Here is a 19,781-nt window from a genome sequence, read left to right as displayed (position 1 = left end):
CCGCCCCTCCTGGTGGTCGAGAACACCCAGTTAGCCCACATCACGGGCCAATCCCACAAGGACCGAAGCGCCGCGCAGGAACGACGTCATGCCCCTTGCGCGGCGCTTCGGCATGCACACCTTCCGAAGCAAGGAGTTGACCATGACCATCACCGACGAGCTGCGCGCCCGCCTGTTCCTGCTGCGCGCGACAGAACCCCCGGCCCCGGCCGTCTACGCCTACGTCGCGGTCCATGGACCCGTCGACGCGACAGCCCGAATCCGCGGCGCCACCGCCCCACCCGCCGTCCTGGCCGAGATCACCCGGCCCCAGGCGAGGATCGAGCACGACCTCCGGGCAATCGAGGACGGAGACGCCCGGCTGTTGACTCCCGAAGACGAGGACTGGCCGCTGGGACGCCTGGGCGCCATGGGCAGCCTCGGCACGCCCCTGGCGCTCTGGGTGCGCGGTGACGCATCACTGACGCAGCTCACCGACACCGCCGTAGCGCTCACCGGCACGCGCTGGGCGACCGGGTACGGCAACACGGTCGCCGCCGACTTCGGCTACGACCTGGCCCGCGCCGGAGTGACCGTCGTGGGCGGCGGCAGCGCCGGGGTGGACGAGTCGGCCCACCGGGCAGCGCTAACCGGCGAAGGCAGGACCGTCGTCGTGCTGCCCTGCGGTGTCGACCAGACATACCCACAGGAGCACGCCCGTCTCTACGGCGACGTCATCGAGCGCGGCGGCCTGCTGGTCAGCGAGCACCCGACCGGCGCGCTGGCCGTCCAGGCCCGGCTCGCCGCGCGCTGCCGGCTGCTCGCCGCCCTCACCTCGGCGACGGTGATCGTCGAGGCCGGGCAACGCAGCTTCGCGCTGGCCACCGCCCGCGCCGCCACCGCACTGGGCCGGCGTGTCTACGGCGTGCCCGGATCAATCCACTCCACCAACTCGAAGGGCGTCAACGAACTCCTCCGCACCGGAGCGGCCACGGCCGTGACATCCGTCCAGCACATCAACTATCAGGAGCGACTACGATGAGCGGCCCGGACGAGTTCAAAACGGCTCTGGCTGGGCTCCAGCTCCCGGCCGAATGCAGGTTGACGTGGCGATCCGACCGCGGCGCCGCAGCGTCGGCATCGAGGTACTGCCCGGCGGTGCCGTCGCGGTCTTGATCCCACCGACGGCCGACCCGGAGCAGGTCGCGTGGTTCGTCCGCAGCCACCGCCGTTGGATCATCGAGAAGGTGGAGACGGCCACCCGCCTGGCCCCTGACCACCCAGTCAAGGAGTTCGTCGACGGCGAAGAGTTCGACCTGCTCGGGCAGCGCTACCAGCTCCACCTCGTCGATGCCCTGCCCACGGGCGTCGAGCAACTGCCCGCCGCGACGGGGGATCACATCCTGTGTGCACGGAGGCAGCGGCCGGAACAGGTTCGCCGGGCCATCATCGGGCTGTACCGGCAGGTCGGGCTCGGCTGGACGAGGCGCGAGGGACGCCAATACGAGCGGGACGGCCGGATCGAGGGCCTCCGCTACGAGGTGCGCGACCTCGGCAGGCGCCGCTGGGGCGTCTACCGCGGGGCGCCCAAGCACATCACCGGTCTGCACTGGGCCGTGTTCGGCCTGCCAATGCACCTCGTCGAGTACGTGCTCGTGCACGAGCAGGCCCACGCCGCCAGGCCACCGGGTCAACCGCACGGTCGCGGTTGGCAGCAGCGCATGAACGCATGGATGCCCGACTGGCGACAGCGCAAGACCGAGCTGGCCGAAGTCGGCCGTCATGCCTGGCTAGGTGACTGGAAGCCCAGGTCATGACGTCCAAACATGGCGGTCGTGCCGCTGGGTTCGTGTCGGCCTGAGCCCGTCAGCGCTGTCCGACGCGAACCCAGCAGGTGTAGAGCAGAGGTGTTGTCGTCCACAGTCTGATACAACAGAGGCCGCCGGTCGGCAGGATCGGTACCAGATAGCGACCCGGAAGGAGGCAGCCAAGTGAACAAGGACGAGCACATCGAGCTGCTTCAGGCGAGCGGTGCCAAGGTCGAGGGACTCCAGGAGGAACTCCAGAAGATTCGTGACCAGGAGGCGGCGCTACAAGCCCAGCGAGTCACGAAGCTCGAAGAGCTCAAAAAGGCCCGCGACGAGCGGTTCGCACTCATGACTGCCGCAATCGATGACAACGTCCCCAAAGCACAAGTCGCCCGCGCACTGGGGATGGACCGGACCAACCTGTACAAGCTGCTCGATGGGAAAGGCGACAGCGCTGACACGTGACCGCTGTCTCAGCCGACGCCGGGATGATCACGGAGTCGTGCCGCGGTGCCCCGAGGACGAACGCCTCCCACCTGAGTGACACTGCAAGGCGGGTTTGACAACCGCGACGACAGTGGCCGGCCGAGACGAGGAGTGAGCATGCTGAATCCGTGGCTACAGGCAGCATTCAGCTCGCTGACCGCATTGGTCGCGGCGGTTGGAGCGTTCTTGGGTGTGCGCTTGTCCGTTCGGGGTGCCGACCGTGCGACGTTGCAACGAGAGGTAGCAGCTCGCCGGGAGGAGTGGTGGCGCCGCTTCACTTGGGCTGCTGAACTCGCCCTCGACAACTCGCCTGCCAAGCGGGCAGCCGGGTTACGAACGCTGACACAGCTGGCCCACTCGGATCTTGCCCAGCGCGACGAGTACCTCATATTGGACGCCTTCCCTGGGCGCGTTCTGGACGAGCTGGAAAGCAAACCAGTAGATGAAACGACGGAAGAGCAGGTCGCGGCGGCAAATTTGAGGCTCGTTCTTGACCGCAAGCTCGGCCACCACACGCCGGACTACGTCCGGCGCATGGCTGGCGAAATTCGCTCTTATAGGACAGCGGCACGACGGAACCGTCGCATACATGCCACTCTTCAAGCGAGTGCTCTGACTGGTTCGATTGTTGCCGCGAGCCTCGTTGCCGCTGGAGCGGAAGGTTCAGCATTGCTTTGGGTGGCCGCGTTAATTATTGCGCTGACCGGTGCAGTCATTGGGTTCATGATCTACTTCAAGTTCAAGGACAGAGCGGTCAACCTTGCGAACACCGCTGACGCAATTGACGATTATTACGCCTCTGATAATTGAATTTGGAATCGAGTGAGCAAGTGAAGCGAAGCCGAGGTGCATGTGATTCTCGTCGTTGATCCGACGGTGTTGTTCACAAAGCGCGGGAACGCGTGGGTCGACCATGCAGTCCGTAGTGCAGATGCGTCTGTGTTGACCTCGGACACATTTCTCCAGTTTCTCCACGGCAGTGATGGAGGCAAGCTCGGTGTGTATCGTCCGCGCGCATACTTCGGGTTCGCCCCGCTGCCCGTTCCTTCCCTGTGGATCCAGGGTGTTACTGCCGACACTGACTCACTGGTCGATGATGTCGGCAGATGCCTCGTCGATGCCCGCGCGGACGGACGCATCGCGGCCGACCTTTGGTGCGCCCTTAAGCGGGCGGGATCTCGGAACACCTGGCTTGTTGCTCAACGAATGACCACCCTTGACCAATTGGTACGAGCTGGCGTTCGTCTGATCGTCGAAGGTCATGAGGACTACATGGTGGCAACTCGCGAAATCGAACTGCGACTCGGTGTTGAGTTGACAAAGGGAATGGTTCGCTGCGCCAGGTTCTTGGTATCGCTAATCGACCGGCACCCAGAGTTTGCCTGGTCGCCCCGTCCGACCTTGGTCGTTTACGATCGCGGAACAGTCCACAAACGGTAATTGGCGGTTTGCAGATGACTTCCGTGCTACTGGCCAATCTGGGTCAGTTCAAGCCTGCCGTTGCTGGTCGAAGCTCATGCGCCCGTAGTAGTGGCAGTTGACGCACAGGCAGTCGCAGTCTTCCCGATCAGGCACGCCGACGGGCCTCACAGCTCGGCCGACCTTCATCCCCACATTGGTTGGCGGGAACGGCTTTGGAAGAGGCCGCCATGGCGTACCGGGTGCGCGCCACCAACGACTGAGTCCCTCCAGCGTGTGCACAAGCCCAATGAGGGGACCGCATGGGGCAGTGGGTTCATACCACATCGGTACGTCATTACGGTGCGGCGTAGTACGCACGTCGCCGCTCGAAGGATCTATCCACCCAAGGTGGCCTCGGTTCAAGATCGTGACGAAGTTGGGCCACAGCTCGTGAGGGTTTCGCTTGGCCCAATCATGAATCCGCTCAGCGACGACGCTCAATCGCAGATCACTGCGGTAGGCGAAGATGCCTCCGCTGATCGGTACATACGGGAACTCGCGATCCCCGATGGTCACCTTGAACGTGCCGTCGACATCGCAGCGCGCAGCGCGCTTGAGCTGCGCGAGGTGGTCCAGGGAAGCAACCAGGTTCTTCGAGCCCAAGGTGCTTTTTACCTCGACCGCTGCGTGCACGCTACGGGGGGGGGGGTGATCAGAGCTCGGCCTCTCCGTAAAACACGGTGCGGCGGCACTTCTGGGTCAGCGAACACAATGTCGTGCTGTTTGTACGACGTACCACCCAGATTCTGCACGGTTGCGCGCTGGATGATCGGATACTCACGAAAACGAGACTGAAGTAGTTCGAGCAGTGCCGCTTCCCGCTCTGAACCAGTGTCGTCTGGATGAAGGTTCGCGCTGCCGTAGTACTCGTGGTCAAGCCGGACCACTTCCTCTAGCAAGGCGCGGAAGTCGCCGAGTACGTCAAGCTCCTCGGACGACAGATCGGTCTCCTGCTCCATGACTCCCTCTGCTCTGCTTGAACTCACGGTACCGGCGCGATCACTGCGGTTCGCGCTCGCCACGCAGCAACTGATCCGCCGAGCGACTCTGCGACCTGCGAACAGGGGCCCGTGCCGCAGCCCTTCCTTCCGCAGTAGGTGATCGGGTGAGCATGTGGTGGTCATCTGCACACGGAAGTGGTCAAGTGTGCGCGGAAGCTACACCCGCCGATCGACAGCTGGGCGCGACGCCGCGAGATAGTCGTCCCCATTCCAGCGGTACCCACTGACCTGGACCGGCTTACCGAACGTCGGAGCGTGCACCATCTTCCCGGCGCCGATGTACAGACCAACGTGGTGAACGTTGCCAGGCGTGCCGTAGAAGACCAGGTCGCCGGGGAGCAATGGCTGGCCAGCGGGCACGAGTGGACCGGCGTTGTACTGTGTCTGTGCTGTGCGGGGCAGATTGAGTCCGGCGGCGTTGTAGGCAGCTTTGGTGAGGCCGGAGCAGTCAAAGCCGCTGTCACCGCCGGCTGGTCCGTTGCCGCCCCACACATACGGCAGTCCGAGTTGGCCGCAGGCGAAGTTGATCGCCATGATCGAGGCAGGGGTGGGTGCCTGGATCTTGTTGCAGTCGCCGGTTCCGACAGTGGCTGTGCCGTAGCGCTTTGCCTGTGCCAGAACGCCGTTGACGTACTCCTCGGAGTGGTTGTAGGCGAACAACGCCTTGCGAATGTCCTTCTGTGCTCCGGAATCGCAGAGGTAGAAAGCCGCCGCGTAGATGGCGTCGTGCTCGTTGTAGCGCGAGGGCGGGTTGGCACCTCCGGGTGGGATCGTGTGGCGCGCGATGACGCCGTCGAAGGTGGGCTTGAGGAACTGCATGGGACCACCGGCGCCCATGTAGTTCTCGCCGTCCTTGATGCCTTCGCCGGAGCCGCGCCCGTGCTTGGACTCGGCGTCGCCGATAGCGGCCAGGATCGTCCAGTCCAGCCCCGGACACACTGAGGCCGCAGCTCGATAGAGGGACAGGTAGTCGCTGGGGATCTCGGCGATCGCGGCTTGACTCGGCTCTGTACCACCGGTGCCGAACAGCGCACTGACGATGGCTTTGCCGACACCACCGATGAGAATGGGGATGGCGATGATGGCCGCGACAGCGGCAATGGCGATTTTCATGGGGTCACCTCCGGAACCGGCTGGTGGACGGGGATGGCGGGAGAGGGTCCGGCGCGGCCAGTTCCGCGGGGGCCTGCTGTGCCGGGAGCGACGTCGAGGAAGGCGCCGCGGCGGGCGGGTCGGCGTGAGGCCAGAGGTGGGCGAGCTCGGCGAGTCGCAGACGGCCCGGCTGTCGCGATGACGGGCCGGAGACCGGCAGCCACCGGCCGACGGCGGGGTTGTTCTCGCCCGCCACGCCCGCTACGCCCGCGACGTCCGAGGCGCTGGTGGCCACCGGTACGAGCGCGGGTCGGTCCAACTCGGACAGCGCGTCAGCAAGCGCCCTGCGCGCGGTGGTTTCCCGTCGGTTGGTGGGCAGCCAAACCAGGACGGGTGTGGTGATTCCGGTTGCGGTGGCGAGCTTTTCGTAGCCGTGGAGCTTGCGGCCGAGCTTGCCGAGGTCCTCGGTGCCGAAGTCGAATTCGAGGAAGAACTCGATCTGGTGGCCGTCCTCGCGCCAGCGGCCGTAGGCGTCGGGGCGGACCATGTCGCCGAAGAGTCGCCCGCAGCGCAGCTCGGACCACCACGCGGTCAGCCGTCCGCGAGCACCGGGACGCTGGCTGAGCGCCACGAGAGCGGTGAAGAACCCGTTGACACCCACGGCGTGCGCCAAGCGCAAGGAGTGCGCGATACCGATGGCGTCTTCGTGTCGGTAACCCAATTGTTTGGGATCGAGACCGTCTTCATAGGCCAGAGCGACCGAGCCGGCGATGTCGAGCACGTAGTGCATCGGCGCGGTGCCGGAGCTGACGAATGGCTGGAAGCGGTCGACGACGCGCCACTTGAACAGGTCGAGCAGGCGGTGGTTGGCCGCGCGCATAGTCGGGTAGCAGAGTTCGACGATCTGTTGAGTGGTGAGAACCTTGTGCTCGTAAAGCATCCGGGCCAGCCACCGGTCCCGGAGGGTGAGCCGCCCGGCGAGCTGGGCATGGTGCTCCCCGGTCGTGGCCGCGCGGGGCGTGGGGCGCTGCGGCATGTGTCCGCGCAATGCCCTTTGAGGGGTGGGATTCGAAATCATGGGTATGCGCCTCCCAGAGGTGGGCAGGAAGTTGGCGTAATGCCGAGACAGCGCAGGACCGGCTCAAGGGGCCGCGACGTGCGCGAGAGATGACCCGCATGCGTTTGCGAGAGAAGGGAACCGATGGACTAGACCGCGCGGCGCGGGTCCACAGTGGGCTGACCGGCCCGGCCCGTCGTGTTATCCGTCTCGGCGACTGGCGGTCGCGTGTTGACCTTGGCTGCCTTGCGGATTGCTCTGGCGCGTCCGGGAACCGCGGGCCGGAGCTTCTCGGTGACCGCCGTGAACGGCGGCGCCTCTTCGCCACCCAGAACGAGTCGGGCGGCGACGTGGTAGACGCCAAGGTTGGACAGGTCGTGATCGCTCAGCCGGGGCATCGTGTGCCGAGCCAGCCTCTTTGCGTCCTCGGGAGAGGCGTTGAAGAAGATCTTCGACCGGGCGTTGGTGCTGATGCCCTCTTCAAGCTCCTTGGGTAGCTGCCCGAGATACTGGTGCGCCAACGCCATGGAAAGCCGGTAGCCACGGGCCTCGGCGAGCATGTCCTCCAACGGATAGGCCAAGTTCAAGAAGTTGTGGCACTCGTCCACGTACAACGACGCGTCCCGGCGTTGACGCTGAGGGACGCGGGCTCGGCGTGAAGCGGCCTGCCAAGTACGCGCGACGACAATCGAGCCGACCAGCCGCGCGGTTTCCATCCCCAGCGCATCACGAGCGATGCGAACGAGGCAGATTCCGCCAGTGTTGAGGACCTCGTCCATGTCCACTGTGGATGCACCACCTGCGATGGCGGCACGGACGAATGGGCGCAGGAGAAACCCGCGCACCTTGTTCATCAGCGGCGCAATCACCTGCGCGCGCGAGGCGTCGGACAGGTCGTCGTACCAAGACCAGAATCCTTTGAGGACCTCGTCGTCGATCTGGTCGCAGGCCCGTTGCCGGAATGCCGGCACGGTCAGCAACTTGGGCAGGTCGTTCAGGGTCGGCGTGCCGGGCATCGCGGTCAGGGTGAGCAGGCCGGCGCGCAGGATGTCGTCGGTGCGCGGCCCCCAGGAGGCGGCGTAGATCCGAGAGAAGATCGACACGAGGTTGTCGACCGCGCGGTTCTTGTCCGTTCCTTCCAGGGGGTTGAGCACCGGTGGGCGGCTCTTGCTGTCGGCGTCGAACAGCACGACCTTCTCGCCGAGTTCCTCAGGCAGCCGCATCAAGATGTCCGAGACGAGGTCGCCCTTGGGGTCGACCACGACCACAGCGCGGCCGGCCTCGGCGTCGTCGAGGATCATCCGGGCCATCAGTTCGCTCTTGCCGGAGCCGGTGGCGCCGAGGATGTGCAGGTGGTGGCGGGCGTCGGCGACGTGCAGGCCGACCGGGCGGGAGTGCCCGGAGTCCGACAACCCGAGGGGCTTGATCAGGTTCCCGGTCGTGGCGATGCCGGGCGGGGGCGGCACGGCCTTCGCGCCGGCTCGCTGCAGGCCGGGTACGGCTTCGTCGATCGGCAGGTGCGCGATCGCGGCCAGTTCCGGGATTGAGAGCAGGTCGCCCTTGCCGAGCCGGCGGTCGGCCAGCACGGTGACCGGGTGGCGAAGCCGGACCCTGCGGTAGTGGTTGTGCTCGGAGTACGCGGCGAACGCCGAGGCGATCGCGTGCCCGCGGCCCCGCAACACCTCCCGCACCGCCTGGATCTCGCCGGGCGCCGCGTCGTCGGGGACCGTTGTGGCGACGGCGTAGCGGATACGGGTCTCGAACTGGTTGGCGCGCAGCTTCTCCACGACCGCTCGGTCCTGGGCGGCGTATTCCAGGCTGGTCTGACGATCCAGCTGCGGCGTCCGCGTGCTGGTCGACGGCTTGGGTGTCTTGCCGGGCGTGATGGCGTCGAGCAGCCGGCCGACCAGGTTGACCGAGCCGCCTGCGTGCACGCGCCGTGCTGCCCGGCGTGCCTTGGTGACCCGGTGTCCGGCGACCGGGCGGGTGAGGATCTGCACGCAGGCGCGTTCGTGCGGGCCGAGTCCGACAGGAGCACCGAGCAGCGCCCGGATCGGGTCGGCCTGGTGGTCGGTGCGGATCGGCAGTGCCTCCGAGCGGGCCAGTCGCAGCTCACCGCCCACCGCTTCGACTTGTCGGCCGGCCGCGGCGGCGAGCGGGATCGGCGGCTTGGCCGGGGTGGTGCGAGTGTGCGCACCGGGCCAGGCCGCTTCGATCGCGCGCTCGACCATGCCGGGTGGCACAAGGCCGGGCACCCACAAGCGGATGTGTACGCCGTCGTCGGTGAACGTGAGCTCGAAGCTGAGGTGCGGCTGCCCGCTGAACCGGCGTCGCCAACCGGGCCTTAGCAGCCCGACCAGGTTGGACCACACGGTGATCGCCCCGGACGGGTCGACCGTGGGCGGCGCCAGCACGGTGACCAGCCGGGCGTCGGTGACCAGCTTCTCGTGGTAGCGGCGCCGCCACCGGCGCCGCGCGACGACGGCGGTAGTGACGACGACCGCGAGCACCGGCCCGACGATCGGGCCCCAGGCCAGCGCGAGGTCGCGTAGGTGGGCCAGCACGTTCTGGAACGCGCCGAGGGGATCGCGGAGGTAGTCGCCGACCGGCGAGGCGAGCACACCCACCGCTCGATCGGCATGCAGTTGGGGGACAGCGGACCAGGGTGCGGCGATGATCGACAAGGGCATCGGGGACCTCCCCACGAAGGCGGCGACGGAACAGGGCATGAACTGGGCGCGCTCGGGTCAGGCCGCCCGCGGCTGGTCGACCTGCGCCGGGGCGCGGTCGGCGTCACCGGGTTCGGCGGTGGCGGGGCGGGTGTTGTCAACGACCAGGTGGAGATGCCGGCGGCCCTGGCGGGTGGCGCGTGCTTCGTCGACCTCGGCCTGCCATTCGGAGAACCGGCGGCCGGCCAACCGCTTGAGGTAGGCGGGAATCCGATTGGCCGGTACACCCACGAGCCGCGGCCCGAGCACCGCAAGCAGATCGCTGGCTTCCTGCGATGCCCACCCGGCGGCGGCGATCGCCGCTTCATCGGGAAACACATCGGCCACCCGATCTGTGGCCGGATCCAGGGCGGCATCCTGCGTTCCCCCGTAGGAGTAGACCCACAGGAAATTCGCGGGCGGGTTCGGTTCGGTGAGCCGACGAAACCTGTCGAGTTCTTTTGTGTACGCATAGAAATTCACGTCCGGTCGGGCGCGGCAAATGCGCAGCCACGCCAGCAGATAGGCGTCGGAGAAGAAGTCGCCCGCGTCGTGAATCCTGATCCAGGCGCCGTGGAATTTCGGCGTGCCCAACTCGGCGACCATGGCGGTCTCCCAGCCGGGCAGGTCGTCCAGTACGAACATCAAGTTCGCTTGGTGCTTGGCGCGCACGACTGGCCAGGTGTAGGTGCCGTGCCGGGCGTAGCACGCCTGCGCGCAGATCCCGGCGCTGGGACAAGTGTTGAAGGTGCGGCCGTCAGGCAATCGGCCAGCCCACGCGGGCAGCGACCAGTTCCACACGCCGATCTGGCGCATCTCGCTGTTCTGCGTGAGCAACCGAGCAGGGCGGCGAACATTTCCGGATACGGGTTGCGATGCGGACATAGGTATCCCCTGAGTGGCGAGTCGGTGACATTGGCTTTGTTGCGCGCGATGCGGCGCGATAGCGGTTAGGCGGCGTCGAGTTCGATTTGCGACGCGTCGCCGTCGTCGAACGAGTCCGCGATTCCGGCGGCGTCGTCCGCTCCGAGTTCGACGAAGGAGCTCTCGATTCCCGACGCGGTGTCGGAATATCCGGCGATTTCTGCGGGGTTGGACGTGACCAGTTCGTGCTCGACTGGGGAGGCGATGGACTGGAAGGCCACGCGCTGCGTTCCGGTCGACAAGAGGCCCTGACCGCGGTCTGCGGAGAGCAGGAACTGGCGTTCACCCATGGAGAGGTCGAAAGTGCGGGTGATCTCGTCGATCGCCTGCGAGGCTTGGCGCAACAGGATCTGCGTTGCCGCGTTCGCGACGACCGCCTTGCCCAGATCGGAGCCGAGGACGTCGGCGGTGTCCTGCGTGGCCACTGTGAGGCCGGCCCATTGTTTCCGTGACGCTTTGGCCATGCGGAACAGGAACTCGGCCCCGGCGGGCTCCTTCATGAGCAGCCAGGCTTCGTCGACCACGACCAGCCTGGGTTTGCGGATGGCCGGGTTGGAGACCTGTCGCCACACCGCGTCGAGCGTGAGCAGGGTGCCGATCGGCTTGAGCTCGTCGGCGAGATCTCGCAGCGAGAACACCACGAGGTGCCCTTCGGGGCGGGTCGAGGTTGGGCCGGAGAACAGCCCGGAGAACGCGCCGGTGACATACGGGTGCAGCCGCGCCGCGAGCTCGATCCCAGCGGGATCGCCGGTGTCGGCGAGGACCTCGGCGAGGTCGGCCAGCAGCGGCGCCGGGCGGGTCCAGGTCCGCGGATCGGACGTGATGCCGACCCGTTGGTAGGTCGCGGTGATCGCTCGGTCCAAGGCCGCCCGTTCGGTCGCGGCGAGCTCGCTGCCCAGCAACACCGAGATCACCGTGTGTAGGAACAGTGACCGGCGGATGAGCGCGTCGCGGGGCGCGGTGCGGCGTCCGTCCGGGCGGGTGTGGATCGGCAGGTCCATTGGATTGAGGCGGACCTGCTCGGCACCGAGATGCACGTAGGTGCCGCCGACCGCGGCGGCCAGCCGTGCGTACTCGTCCTCCGGGTCGATGACGTGGATCTCGATCCCGCGGTACAGCGAGCGCAGCAACTCCAGCTTCACCAGATAGCTCTTGCCTGCGCCGGAGCGGCCGAGGATCACCGAGTTGTGGTTGTCCAGCGCGAACCTGTCGTGATGCACGAGACCTTGGCTGCCAACGTTGAAGCCGTAGAGCACCCCGCTCGGTGCGCCGACCGAGGTCGGGTCTGGCGGCGGCAGGTCCGGGCTGGTGAACGGGAACGCCGCGGACAGCGCGGAAGTGTCGAACGTCCGCCTCATCCCCACGAGATCGAGACCCATAGGCAGGCTGGTGATCCAGCCCTGCAGGCTGCGGTAGGTGGTCGGTTTGCAGTCCAGTAGCAGCGACGCCGCGAGCGATCGGATCGCGGCGACCTCGTCGCCGAGTGCTTCCTCGGTCGGGGCGTGCACCGTCAGGTACAGGCCCATCCGGTACAACTTGCCCTCACCGCGGGCGACCCGCGCGGACAAGTCGTAGGCATCCTCCGTGGCGGCCTCCACCGCAGGGTCAATCAGCCGCCCCTTCTCGCTGGTGTGCCGGCGACCGGACTCCAGTTTCGACAGCTGCTTCTTCAACCGGTTCGCCGCGGTGACCGGGTCGATCGGCTCGATGTGCAGCGACACGTCGACCCTTCCGGGGTAGGTCAGCAGCGGCTGCAGCCACCCGTTGTGCACTTCGCGCGGGTAGCCCACGACGGCGAACGAGGAGACCCATTCGCCGCCGACTTCCAGCGCGCGGGGACGGACGGAGATGGCGTCCGGGGTGAACGCCCCGGCCCGCCCGAGCGGCGGCTGCGCGGCCGGCGCCGTGCGGCGGCGGCGCTTGTCCTTGGTCTTCATGAGCGGTACCTCCCCGCGGAGTTGTCGTAGTCGTCGGGGTCCTCGGCGTCGTCGTCCCAGGCGTCCTCGGCCTCGTCGAATCCGTCGTCGGCGGTGAACACGGAGCGGCCGAACGCGGTCTCGTCCCAGCCCTCGTCCGGGGCGGTGGTGATGACCTCGTCCGACCCGGCCAGGCCGGCACTCGGCGGGATCAGCGAGTCCGGGTTGCAGGCCGCGGCCAGCACCGCGGTGGCCTGCCCGGCATCCAGCGGGACGACCGTGATCCCCGACGGCGAGAGCAGCTCGGCCGCCTCGCCGAGGCGGCGCACCAACCGGGCTTCGGCAGCCCGCCGGGTGGCGTCGTCAACTTGGCCGGCCTGCTTTGCGGCCTTGCGTTTCGCCGACAATGCGGCCAGCGGCGAAGCGCCGCCGAGCCCGTCGGTCGGGCCACCGGTGTGCAACGGCTCGCGCAGGATCAGCAGCACCTGGCGGCGCAGCAGATCTGTGGCGCGGCCGAGTTGGTCGAGGTACTCGGCGTGCTCGCGGGCCGCGCGTTCGAGCGCCGGGTGTGGCAGTCCGCCGGCCTGCTCGCGGAGCTCGGCGATCTGCCCGGACAGGTCCAGTCGTTCCGCGCGGATGAGCACCTGCACGGGGGCGGTGAGCGAATGCAGATACCGCCCGAAACTGGCGACCAGAGACTCCTGCTCGGCCGGGGTCCGCAGCGCGAAGTTGATCGTGGAGCAGACCGCGACCACGGCGACACCGTCCTTACCGAGATCGATGACTCCGGTCTCGGTAACCGCCTCGGCGGGCAGCCGCAACGCGGCCGGCGACACCGCCGACGCCGCAGCGCTCACGCTCCCCTTCCCCTTGGTGCCAGCCTTACTGGCGGCATTGACCTGGTTGTTGAGCCACTCCGGTGCAGGGCGGATGCCTTCCGGTGCCGCCACCTGGTGCTGCGGGCTCAGCCGCTGCCGCAGCGCGGCCAGGACCAGTCGGTCCATGGTGATGCCGTCGCGCTGACCGAGCGCGAGAAACGCCGCGGTCACCCCGATCGGGATGGCCACGATGAGGAACACCGCGACCGGGACGAACTGGCGAGTGATCGTGTATACGCCGTACAGCACGATCCCGGTGACGGCGAGAATGAGGAGCTGCCGCGCGGTCAGCGGACCGATGACGCGGTCCTCGCGATCGACGTCGGCGGGGATACGAACTGCATAGGGCCCGTTCGTCCGGGTCTCGTGGTAGCTCATTGGTGGTCACCCATCCCTTTCATCCGTTGTGTGGCAGGGAGTTGGTGGTGCTGTTCGAACGCCGCACGCGGCGCGGGCTGTGGTTCGTGTGCGAGGTAGATGGCCGGTCGCGGGTGACGCTGCGGCAGGAGTGGACCGATCGGGGTGTCCCGGCCGGTGATCAGCGGCTCGCGGCGGAGGGTTTGACGGCGTTGCGCGAGGTAGCCGACGCTGTGCTGGGTCGCCGTTCGGGCACCACCCAGGTGGGTGAATGATGATCTTGGTGGTGCTCGCAAGCGATAGCGACGGCTCGGCTGGGCCGGGAGTGGGGCGCAGTGTCCGCGGCCTGGTGCGGCGAGGCGGTGATGGCCGTGGCGAACATGGTCGAATCGCTGCTGCGCAAGGAAAGTCGCGGCGGCGGGCGTGGTGAACGGCGCGTCGAAGATCACCACGGAGCACCGGTCCCGCAGCGCGGTGGTGTATGTGCGTCAGTCGACGCTGATGCAGGTCCGCGAACACGGCGAGTCGACCGCGCGGCAATACGGCCTCTCCGACGTCGCAGCGGGGCTGGGCTGGACCGCCGAGCAGGTCGTCATCGTCGACGCCGACCTGGGCGTGTCCGGCCGGTTCGGGGCGGAGCGCGACGGGTTCCGCGAGCTGATCTCGCGGGTCTGTCTGGGCGAGGTCGGCGCGATCTTCGGGCTGGAAGTGTCCCGCCTGGCGCGCTCGTCGGCGGAGTTCGCGCGGCTGCTGGAACTGGCCAGGTTGACCGACACGCTGCTCATCGACGGCGACGGGGTCTACGACCTGGGCGACGTCAACGACCGGCTCCTGCTCGGGCTGAAGGGCTCGATGTCGGAGGCCGAGCTGCATCTGCTCGCCGGCCGCCTGCACGGCGCGAAGCTCGCGGCCGCGCACCGGGGCGAGTTGCGCGCCAAGCTGGCCGTCGGGTTCGTCTACGACCTCGACGGTCAGGTCGTGATCGACCCGGATGAGCAGGTGCGCACCGCGGTGGAGGATCTGTTCGCGGAGTTCACGCGCACCGGGTCGGCGTTCGGGGTGGTCAAGGCGTTCGCCGAGACCGGCCGGCTGTTCCCGCAACGTGCATACGGCGGCGCGTGGGCCGGCCGTCTGAAGTGGGGCAAGCTCGGCCACTACCGGGTGCTGCAAGCCCTGAAGAACCCAGCGTATGCCGGTGCCTATTCCTACGGCCGCAGCTACGACAAGCGCCGTGTCCAGCCGGACGGCACGGTGCGCTCGGCGCGGCGCACCCGCGCGCGGGACGAGTGGACGGTGCTGATCCAGGATCACCACGAGGGCTACATCAGCTGGCAGCAGTTCCTGGACAACGAGGCGAAGCTCGCGGCGAACCAGACCAACGCCGGTGCTCGTCCGCCGCGGGAGGGCATCGCGTTGTGCCAGGGCATCATCTTCTGCGGCGGGTGTGGTGCGCGGATGGGCACCCGTTACGGCCACCGGCACTACGTGCACTACGAGTGCTCCAGCGCCCGCGATCACGCCAAGACCGCGCGGTGTCGTTCGGTGACGGCCTCGACGGTGGACGGCGTGGTGTCCGGGTTGCTGCTGGAGGCGGTGACGCCCGAGCAGATCACCGCCGCGTTGGCGGTGGCCGACGAGGTCACCGAGCGGCATGTCCGCTCGCACCGCGCCGCAGAACTCACGGTCGAGCGGGCTCGCTATGAGGCCGACCGCGCTGAGCGCGCGTTCGGTCAGGTGGAGCCGGAAAACCGTTTGGTGGCGAGGAGCCTGGAGGCCCGTTGGGAGAGCAAGCTCGCCGCGCTGGCCGAGGCGGAAACCGCGTTGGAGACCGCTCGGGCGGCGAAGCCGCCGCTGCCTGCTCGTTCGACGCTGGAAGCCCTGGCCGCTGATCTGCCACGCCTTTGGGACGACCCGGACACCAGCCCGCGTGACCGCAAACGGCTGCTGCGCACCCTCGTCGCCGACGTCACCCTGCTGCCGACCGACGATCAGCGCCAGGTCCGGATCGGGGTTCGCTGGCACACCGGCGCCACCGACGAGATCACCGTCAACCGCAAGGGGCCCGGCCGGACCCCGGCTACCGCGCTGGAGATCATCCGCCGCCACGGCGCGGTCCGCACCAGCGAGCAACTCGCCGCGCAGCTCAACGACGCCGGCCTGACCACCGGCAAGGGACGTCCCTGGGACACCGCGGCCGTCGCTCGGGTTCGCGACACCTACGGCATCCGCGCTCCGCGCACCGTGGCCGTCGGCGAAGGCGAGGTCAGCATCGCCCAGGCCGCCGCACTGCTGGGCGTCGCACCGAAGCCGGTCGGCAACTGGATCCGCAAGGGACAGCTGCCCGCCCGGCGCGGCGCAGCCGGACGCTGGTGCATCCCCTGGGACGAAGCCACGCAGGAGCTCTACCGACAGCAGGTCGCGAAGTCGTTCCGCGTCAAACGAACAACCCCAACAACCGAAGGAGGAGCAGTATGAAACGACCGTCGGAATCCTTACCGGCTGACTCATTTGCCTTCACCTCCTGGGGCTGGTTTCGGTGCGCGGAACACCGGCGGTGGAACGGATTGAGTGCGCGGGTAGGCGTCACCGATGCGGGGCTCGGGCTGCGCCTGCCGGAACACCGGCGCCGCTGGCCCGGACGGCGGCTTGGCGGGACTCATAGGCTGCGGCGCAGGCGGCGTGGCCGGTTGGAACCGCAGCTGTGGCGGCACCGACGCGACACGGATCGGGCGGGCCGGCGGCGGCGCGCCGCCGCGTCGACGTGACCCACCTGCGGCCTGGAACTGCGGCGCCGAGCCGGGCCGCGGTCCTCTCCGCGGCGGCGACATCGGCGTGGCGGGCGTGGGTGCGGAGCTGAATTCGGGAGGCATGGTTGGTCCCTGGTTCGCCGGAGTGACGGCGGGATCGTGAGTGGTGTCTTGGGGTGAGGGCTGCAGGAACTGCGGCGCCTGCGACGGCAGCCGCGACTGGCGGGCCGCGCGGGCACGATCGGCGTCATGGGCCGCCTGGAGCCGTTTGTTGACCATGGCCGGAGTCGGCGCGAGGCGCGGTTGAGCAGGCCACGGCGGATCCGCCGACCCACCGCCGCGGCCACCTCCACCGCCGCCGCCTCCGCCGCCGGACTTCGAGCCAACAGCTGCGCCGGCTTTGCCGAACGCACCGGCCTTGCCGGCGACCATGCCGAACGTCTTCGCCGCGATGTATGCGCGAACCAAACCGCCGAGGAACGAGCGGCCGGAGCCGACCTTGACCGCCTTCAGCAACCAGAACGGGATCTTGAACAGGATGAAGAACAGCGCGATCGCGGCGACCAGCGTGCCGAGCGCGGACAGCGTCGAGCCGAACAGATGCACGCCGCCGGACAGGAACGTGCGCACCGCGGTGATCAGCACCAGCGCCTGAGCGAACTGGATGGCCAAGGTCGCGGTCAGCGCCTTCCACCACCAGCGCGCGAGCGGATCGGTGTGCGGCAAGGCGTGGCACATGAGGAACAGCGGTCCGCTGATGATCAGGACGAGGGTGATGACGATCCGGACCACGTAGACGACCAGGAGGGCCAGACCCACGACCACGAGGACCAGGCCGACCAGGATGATGAACAGTCCGCCGTTCTGAATTCCCTGGACGGCTTCCTGGAGCGTGTTGCCCAGCGAGGGCGCGTTCACCCCGTCGCCGAGCACGCCCAAGGTCAGGGCGTTGGCCAGCTTGATGAACTTGTCGGCGAAGAACAGCGACAGGGCCGACGCTATGAAAGCGATCGGGATCCGCGGCCCGATCTCCTTGAGCGAGTAGCGCGATTGGACGCTCTCGTGTCCCATCAGCAGGATGCCGCCGCCGAGGATGAAGAAGCCGTAGAGGGCGAGGACGAGCTCCCAGGAGTTGTTCCAGAGCTCGCCGATGCCGGGCAGGTCGCTGATCGCCGGTGTGGACAGCGCGGTGTGCCCGATCAGTTCCAGGATCGGTGAGAGCGCGGCGTCGACGACGCTGCGGAACGCGGAGTTGATGGCCTCGGTGATGCAGGCGCCGATGTCGGTGATCCCGCAGTTCGAGTCGCTGTCGCCGTTGCCGTTTCCGGGTTGCTGCGGGCCGGTGCCCGGCGGTGGTGTGGTCGGCTGCGGGATGCAGTCCTCACCGGTGCACGGCGTGCTCGGAGTCGTCGTCGGCTGGCCCGGCGTGGTCGGGGCGGACGGGGTGCAGCCGATCTGGCCGGGGAAGCTGCATGTCGTCGGCGCCGGCACCCCAGTCGGGAGCGGCAACGGCAGCGTGGGCAGCGGCTTGGTCGTCGTCGGGGCGGGCAGTTGGCACACCGGCAACGGCGAATTCGGCGTGCACGGGTCGACCGTCGGGATCGGCAGCGGCGGTTGCGGCGGGGGCTGCTGCGGCGCGGCGGGCGAGGCCCACGCGCTGACGGCGAGGATGCCGACCAGGAGCACGACGATGCTCAGCGCCAGCAGCCAGCCCGCGCGCCAGCGCCGCGGCCGACCGGTCGGCGGCCGGTCGGCGCTGGCGTCGGAGACCGGGGAGAGCATCGCTCGGTCGGCGGCGGCAGCGGTCGCGACCGGGCCGCCGGACCGGCGGTGCGGGCGAACCGTGGGCGGGGTGCTGGCCATTGGTCAGGCCCCCACGATCCCTTTGAGGATCTCCACGACCAGCGGCGCGAGCGCCGCCAGGCCGTAGCCCCAACCCGCCGACTTGAACGCGGTCTTGGCTTTCTCGACCTCGCCAGGGTCGCCGCCGCCCATCACGTACCGGACGCCGCCGATGGATAGGAACACCGTGGCCAAGCCGGCCAAGATGCCCATGATCCAGTTGCGGATGTTGTTCAGGACGTCGGTCACCGAACCGGCGATGGCGAGCACCATGGTGTCGGCGTGCGCCGAGGAGGCCGACGCCAGCAGCGCGAGGACCGCCAGTTCGACGATCAGGGCCATGTGCGCCCAGCGGCGCGGTCGCACCGGAGTCCAGTCCTCCGGCGTAATGATCGGAGCGCTGGTCGGCTGGCTGCTGGTGGCCTCCTCCGGCGTGCTCGTCGAGGTGGTCTCGTCCGACGGCTGTGGATGGTCGTCGAGTCGGGCGCTACGCGGCCCGCTCACGGCGGTGAAGAATCGATCGATCAGGCGCATTGGGGCACCTCCGGAAGTCGGGCTGAGCGCGGGTGTGTCCCGCAGCCCTGAACTCCGGATTTCGCGTCCGTTTTGGACACGCGATCCTGAACTTTCTGCGCTGACTTGACCTCAGAAGCCGGCACGGATAGTGACAACCGTGGAACGTCGCGGGCCGGCGTGACCGGCCGCGCAAGGGCCACCGCGGTGGCCACCTGGTCGGTCAGTGGGTCCGTCGGATCGGTCTCGGCGGCGCTGTCGCGCAGGTATGCGGCGAGCCGGAGCTCGGCGCGTTTGCGCGCCTTGTAGACCGCCCACTCGCCGATCTGGTGCTGCGCCGCCCAGTCCGCGACCGGCACCTCTTCCAACCGGGTCGCGCCGATCAACGCGGCCTCGGTCTGAGTCAGGACTCCGTCCGCGACCGCGCGAGCGAGGACCAGATCCGGGTGACCCCACGGGGCTTGCGGCGGGGTGGATCGGAAGCCCGGAGCGACCGGAGTCGGACCCGCGAGGGCTTCCTCCAGAGCCTGATAACCGGACCTGTACGCCTCCCAACGCAGGCGCAGCATGATCCGCGGCGGACGCAGGTCGATGGTCGACAACGCGGCCAGGAAGCCACGCAGAACCTCGGCGTGAACGTCGGCCGGATCGCCGGCAAACCTGTTGGTCAAGGTGGCCGCGACCGACGTCAGCGCGGGCAGCGCAACCCCGACCGCGGCGACCGTCCACGTCGCTCCTTCAGTACGGGAGCGCAGCACCAGATGCGCCCACACGGCGTCCCGCGTCGCCTGCGGACACCGGCGCGCCAGCAGCCGGTCGCGGACCTCGTCGAGCGGGATGCGCCGGTCGGGCAGTCCCGGAAACAGCCGGCCGTTCAGCGACACCGGATGAGGCCCGGTCACCAGCCAGGTAAAGGTGTCTCGCGCGATATCCAACGAGTTTGGAACAGCATCGTCGCAACCGCGACGGAAAACAGATTGTGCAGCCATGTCATGTCTCCCACGGCGTCGAT

At 68.2% G+C, this 19,781-nt stretch carries 18 protein-coding genes; 6 read left to right on the top strand and 12 right to left on the bottom strand.

The genetic code is table 11. From position 1 onward, the window contains the following. Positions 1 to 142: 142 nt before the first annotated feature. From AB0M30_RS22125 to AB0M30_RS22110, 4 genes are all read left to right on the top strand, one after another. Positions 143 to 1,021, top strand: a complete 879-nt coding sequence (locus AB0M30_RS22125) for a DNA-processing protein DprA (protein ID WP_364586305.1) — start codon at positions 143 to 145, stop codon at positions 1,019 to 1,021. Between the two features lie 64 nt (positions 1,022 to 1,085). After that, complete coding sequence (locus AB0M30_RS22120; RefSeq protein WP_364586302.1) at positions 1,086 to 1,796, top strand: YgjP-like metallopeptidase domain-containing protein; 711 nt, start codon at positions 1,086 to 1,088, stop codon at positions 1,794 to 1,796. 174 nt (positions 1,797 to 1,970) lie between these two features. Then, the gene (locus AB0M30_RS22115; RefSeq protein WP_364586299.1) at positions 1,971 to 2,252 is read left to right on the top strand and encodes a hypothetical protein; all 282 of its coding nucleotides are present in this window, start codon (positions 1,971 to 1,973) and stop codon (positions 2,250 to 2,252) included. A 138-nt stretch (positions 2,253 to 2,390) separates the two neighbouring features. Continuing rightward, complete coding sequence (locus AB0M30_RS22110) at positions 2,391 to 3,083, top strand: SLATT domain-containing protein (RefSeq protein ID WP_364586296.1); 693 nt, start codon at positions 2,391 to 2,393, stop codon at positions 3,081 to 3,083. A gap of 273 nt (positions 3,084 to 3,356) precedes the next feature. Here AB0M30_RS22110 and AB0M30_RS22105 read toward each other — a convergent pair whose 3' ends face one another. The 9 genes from AB0M30_RS22105 to AB0M30_RS22065 all read right to left on the bottom strand — a co-directional run bounded on the left by AB0M30_RS22105 (position 3,357) and on the right by AB0M30_RS22065 (position 13,688). After that, positions 3,357 to 3,536 carry a hypothetical protein gene (locus AB0M30_RS22105; RefSeq protein WP_364586293.1) on the bottom strand — a complete coding sequence of 60 codons (180 nt, stop codon included), beginning with the start codon at positions 3,534 to 3,536 and terminating at the stop codon, positions 3,357 to 3,359. Positions 3,537 to 3,761: 225 nt separating this feature from the next. Beyond that, entirely contained in the window at positions 3,762 to 4,337 is a 576-nt protein-coding gene (locus AB0M30_RS22100; protein ID WP_364586290.1) for a hypothetical protein, read from the bottom strand. Between the two features lie 8 nt (positions 4,338 to 4,345). Beyond that, positions 4,346 to 4,693 (bottom strand): hypothetical protein, encoded by a 348-nt coding sequence (locus AB0M30_RS22095; RefSeq protein ID WP_364586287.1) that lies wholly within the window; start codon positions 4,691 to 4,693, stop codon positions 4,346 to 4,348. A gap of 198 nt (positions 4,694 to 4,891) precedes the next feature. Next, the gene (locus AB0M30_RS22090; protein WP_364586284.1) at positions 4,892 to 5,848 is read right to left on the bottom strand and encodes a C40 family peptidase; all 957 of its coding nucleotides are present in this window, start codon (positions 5,846 to 5,848) and stop codon (positions 4,892 to 4,894) included. A 4-nt stretch (positions 5,849 to 5,852) separates the two neighbouring features. Then, a complete protein-coding gene (locus AB0M30_RS22085) occupies positions 5,853 to 6,767 on the bottom strand; it encodes a replication-relaxation family protein (RefSeq protein WP_364586282.1) in 915 nt (304 codons plus the stop codon). A gap of 266 nt (positions 6,768 to 7,033) precedes the next feature. Further along, positions 7,034 to 9,574 carry a DUF87 domain-containing protein gene (locus AB0M30_RS22080; RefSeq protein ID WP_364586279.1) on the bottom strand — a complete coding sequence of 847 codons (2,541 nt, stop codon included), beginning with the start codon at positions 9,572 to 9,574 and terminating at the stop codon, positions 7,034 to 7,036. A gap of 57 nt (positions 9,575 to 9,631) precedes the next feature. Continuing rightward, positions 9,632 to 10,429, bottom strand: a complete 798-nt coding sequence (locus AB0M30_RS22075; RefSeq protein WP_364586276.1) for a hypothetical protein — start codon at positions 10,427 to 10,429, stop codon at positions 9,632 to 9,634. Positions 10,430 to 10,542: 113 nt separating this feature from the next. Then, positions 10,543 to 12,453: a DUF87 domain-containing protein gene (locus tag AB0M30_RS22070; protein WP_364586273.1), complete on the bottom strand. Its 1,911-nt coding sequence runs from the start codon at positions 12,451 to 12,453 to the stop codon at positions 10,543 to 10,545. Further along, positions 12,450 to 13,688: a PrgI family protein gene (locus tag AB0M30_RS22065; RefSeq protein ID WP_364586271.1), complete on the bottom strand. Its 1,239-nt coding sequence runs from the start codon at positions 13,686 to 13,688 to the stop codon at positions 12,450 to 12,452. The genes AB0M30_RS22070 and AB0M30_RS22065 overlap by 4 nt, the downstream gene beginning before the upstream one ends. 2 nt (positions 13,689 to 13,690) lie before the next feature. On the opposite strand from AB0M30_RS22065, the gene AB0M30_RS22060 reads away from it, so the two are divergent. Both AB0M30_RS22060 and AB0M30_RS22055 read left to right on the top strand, forming a co-directional pair. Then, the gene (locus AB0M30_RS22060) at positions 13,691 to 13,942 is read left to right on the top strand and encodes a DUF5372 family protein (protein WP_364586268.1); all 252 of its coding nucleotides are present in this window, start codon (positions 13,691 to 13,693) and stop codon (positions 13,940 to 13,942) included. Between the two features lie 148 nt (positions 13,943 to 14,090). Then, positions 14,091 to 16,142, top strand: coding sequence for a recombinase family protein (locus tag AB0M30_RS22055; RefSeq protein WP_364586265.1), 2,052 nt, complete (start codon positions 14,091 to 14,093; stop codon positions 16,140 to 16,142). A 29-nt stretch (positions 16,143 to 16,171) separates the two neighbouring features. On the opposite strand, the gene AB0M30_RS22050 is transcribed toward AB0M30_RS22055, so the two are convergent. The 3 genes from AB0M30_RS22050 to AB0M30_RS22040 form a co-directional block, all read right to left on the bottom strand. Beyond that, positions 16,172 to 18,277, bottom strand: a complete 2,106-nt coding sequence (locus AB0M30_RS22050) for a hypothetical protein (RefSeq protein WP_364586262.1) — start codon at positions 18,275 to 18,277, stop codon at positions 16,172 to 16,174. A 3-nt stretch (positions 18,278 to 18,280) separates the two neighbouring features. Further along, positions 18,281 to 18,598, bottom strand: coding sequence for a pilin (locus AB0M30_RS22045; RefSeq protein WP_364586572.1), 318 nt, complete (start codon positions 18,596 to 18,598; stop codon positions 18,281 to 18,283). Between the two features lie 182 nt (positions 18,599 to 18,780). Continuing rightward, positions 18,781 to 19,758: a hypothetical protein gene (locus AB0M30_RS22040; protein WP_364586259.1), complete on the bottom strand. Its 978-nt coding sequence runs from the start codon at positions 19,756 to 19,758 to the stop codon at positions 18,781 to 18,783. Positions 19,759 to 19,781 lie beyond the last annotated feature (23 nt).

It is taken from the genome of Amycolatopsis sp. NPDC051716 (assembly GCF_040681595.1).
Lineage (GTDB): Bacteria > Actinomycetota > Actinomycetes > Mycobacteriales > Pseudonocardiaceae > Amycolatopsis.
This window is presented reverse-complemented; position numbering and strand designations above follow the sequence as displayed.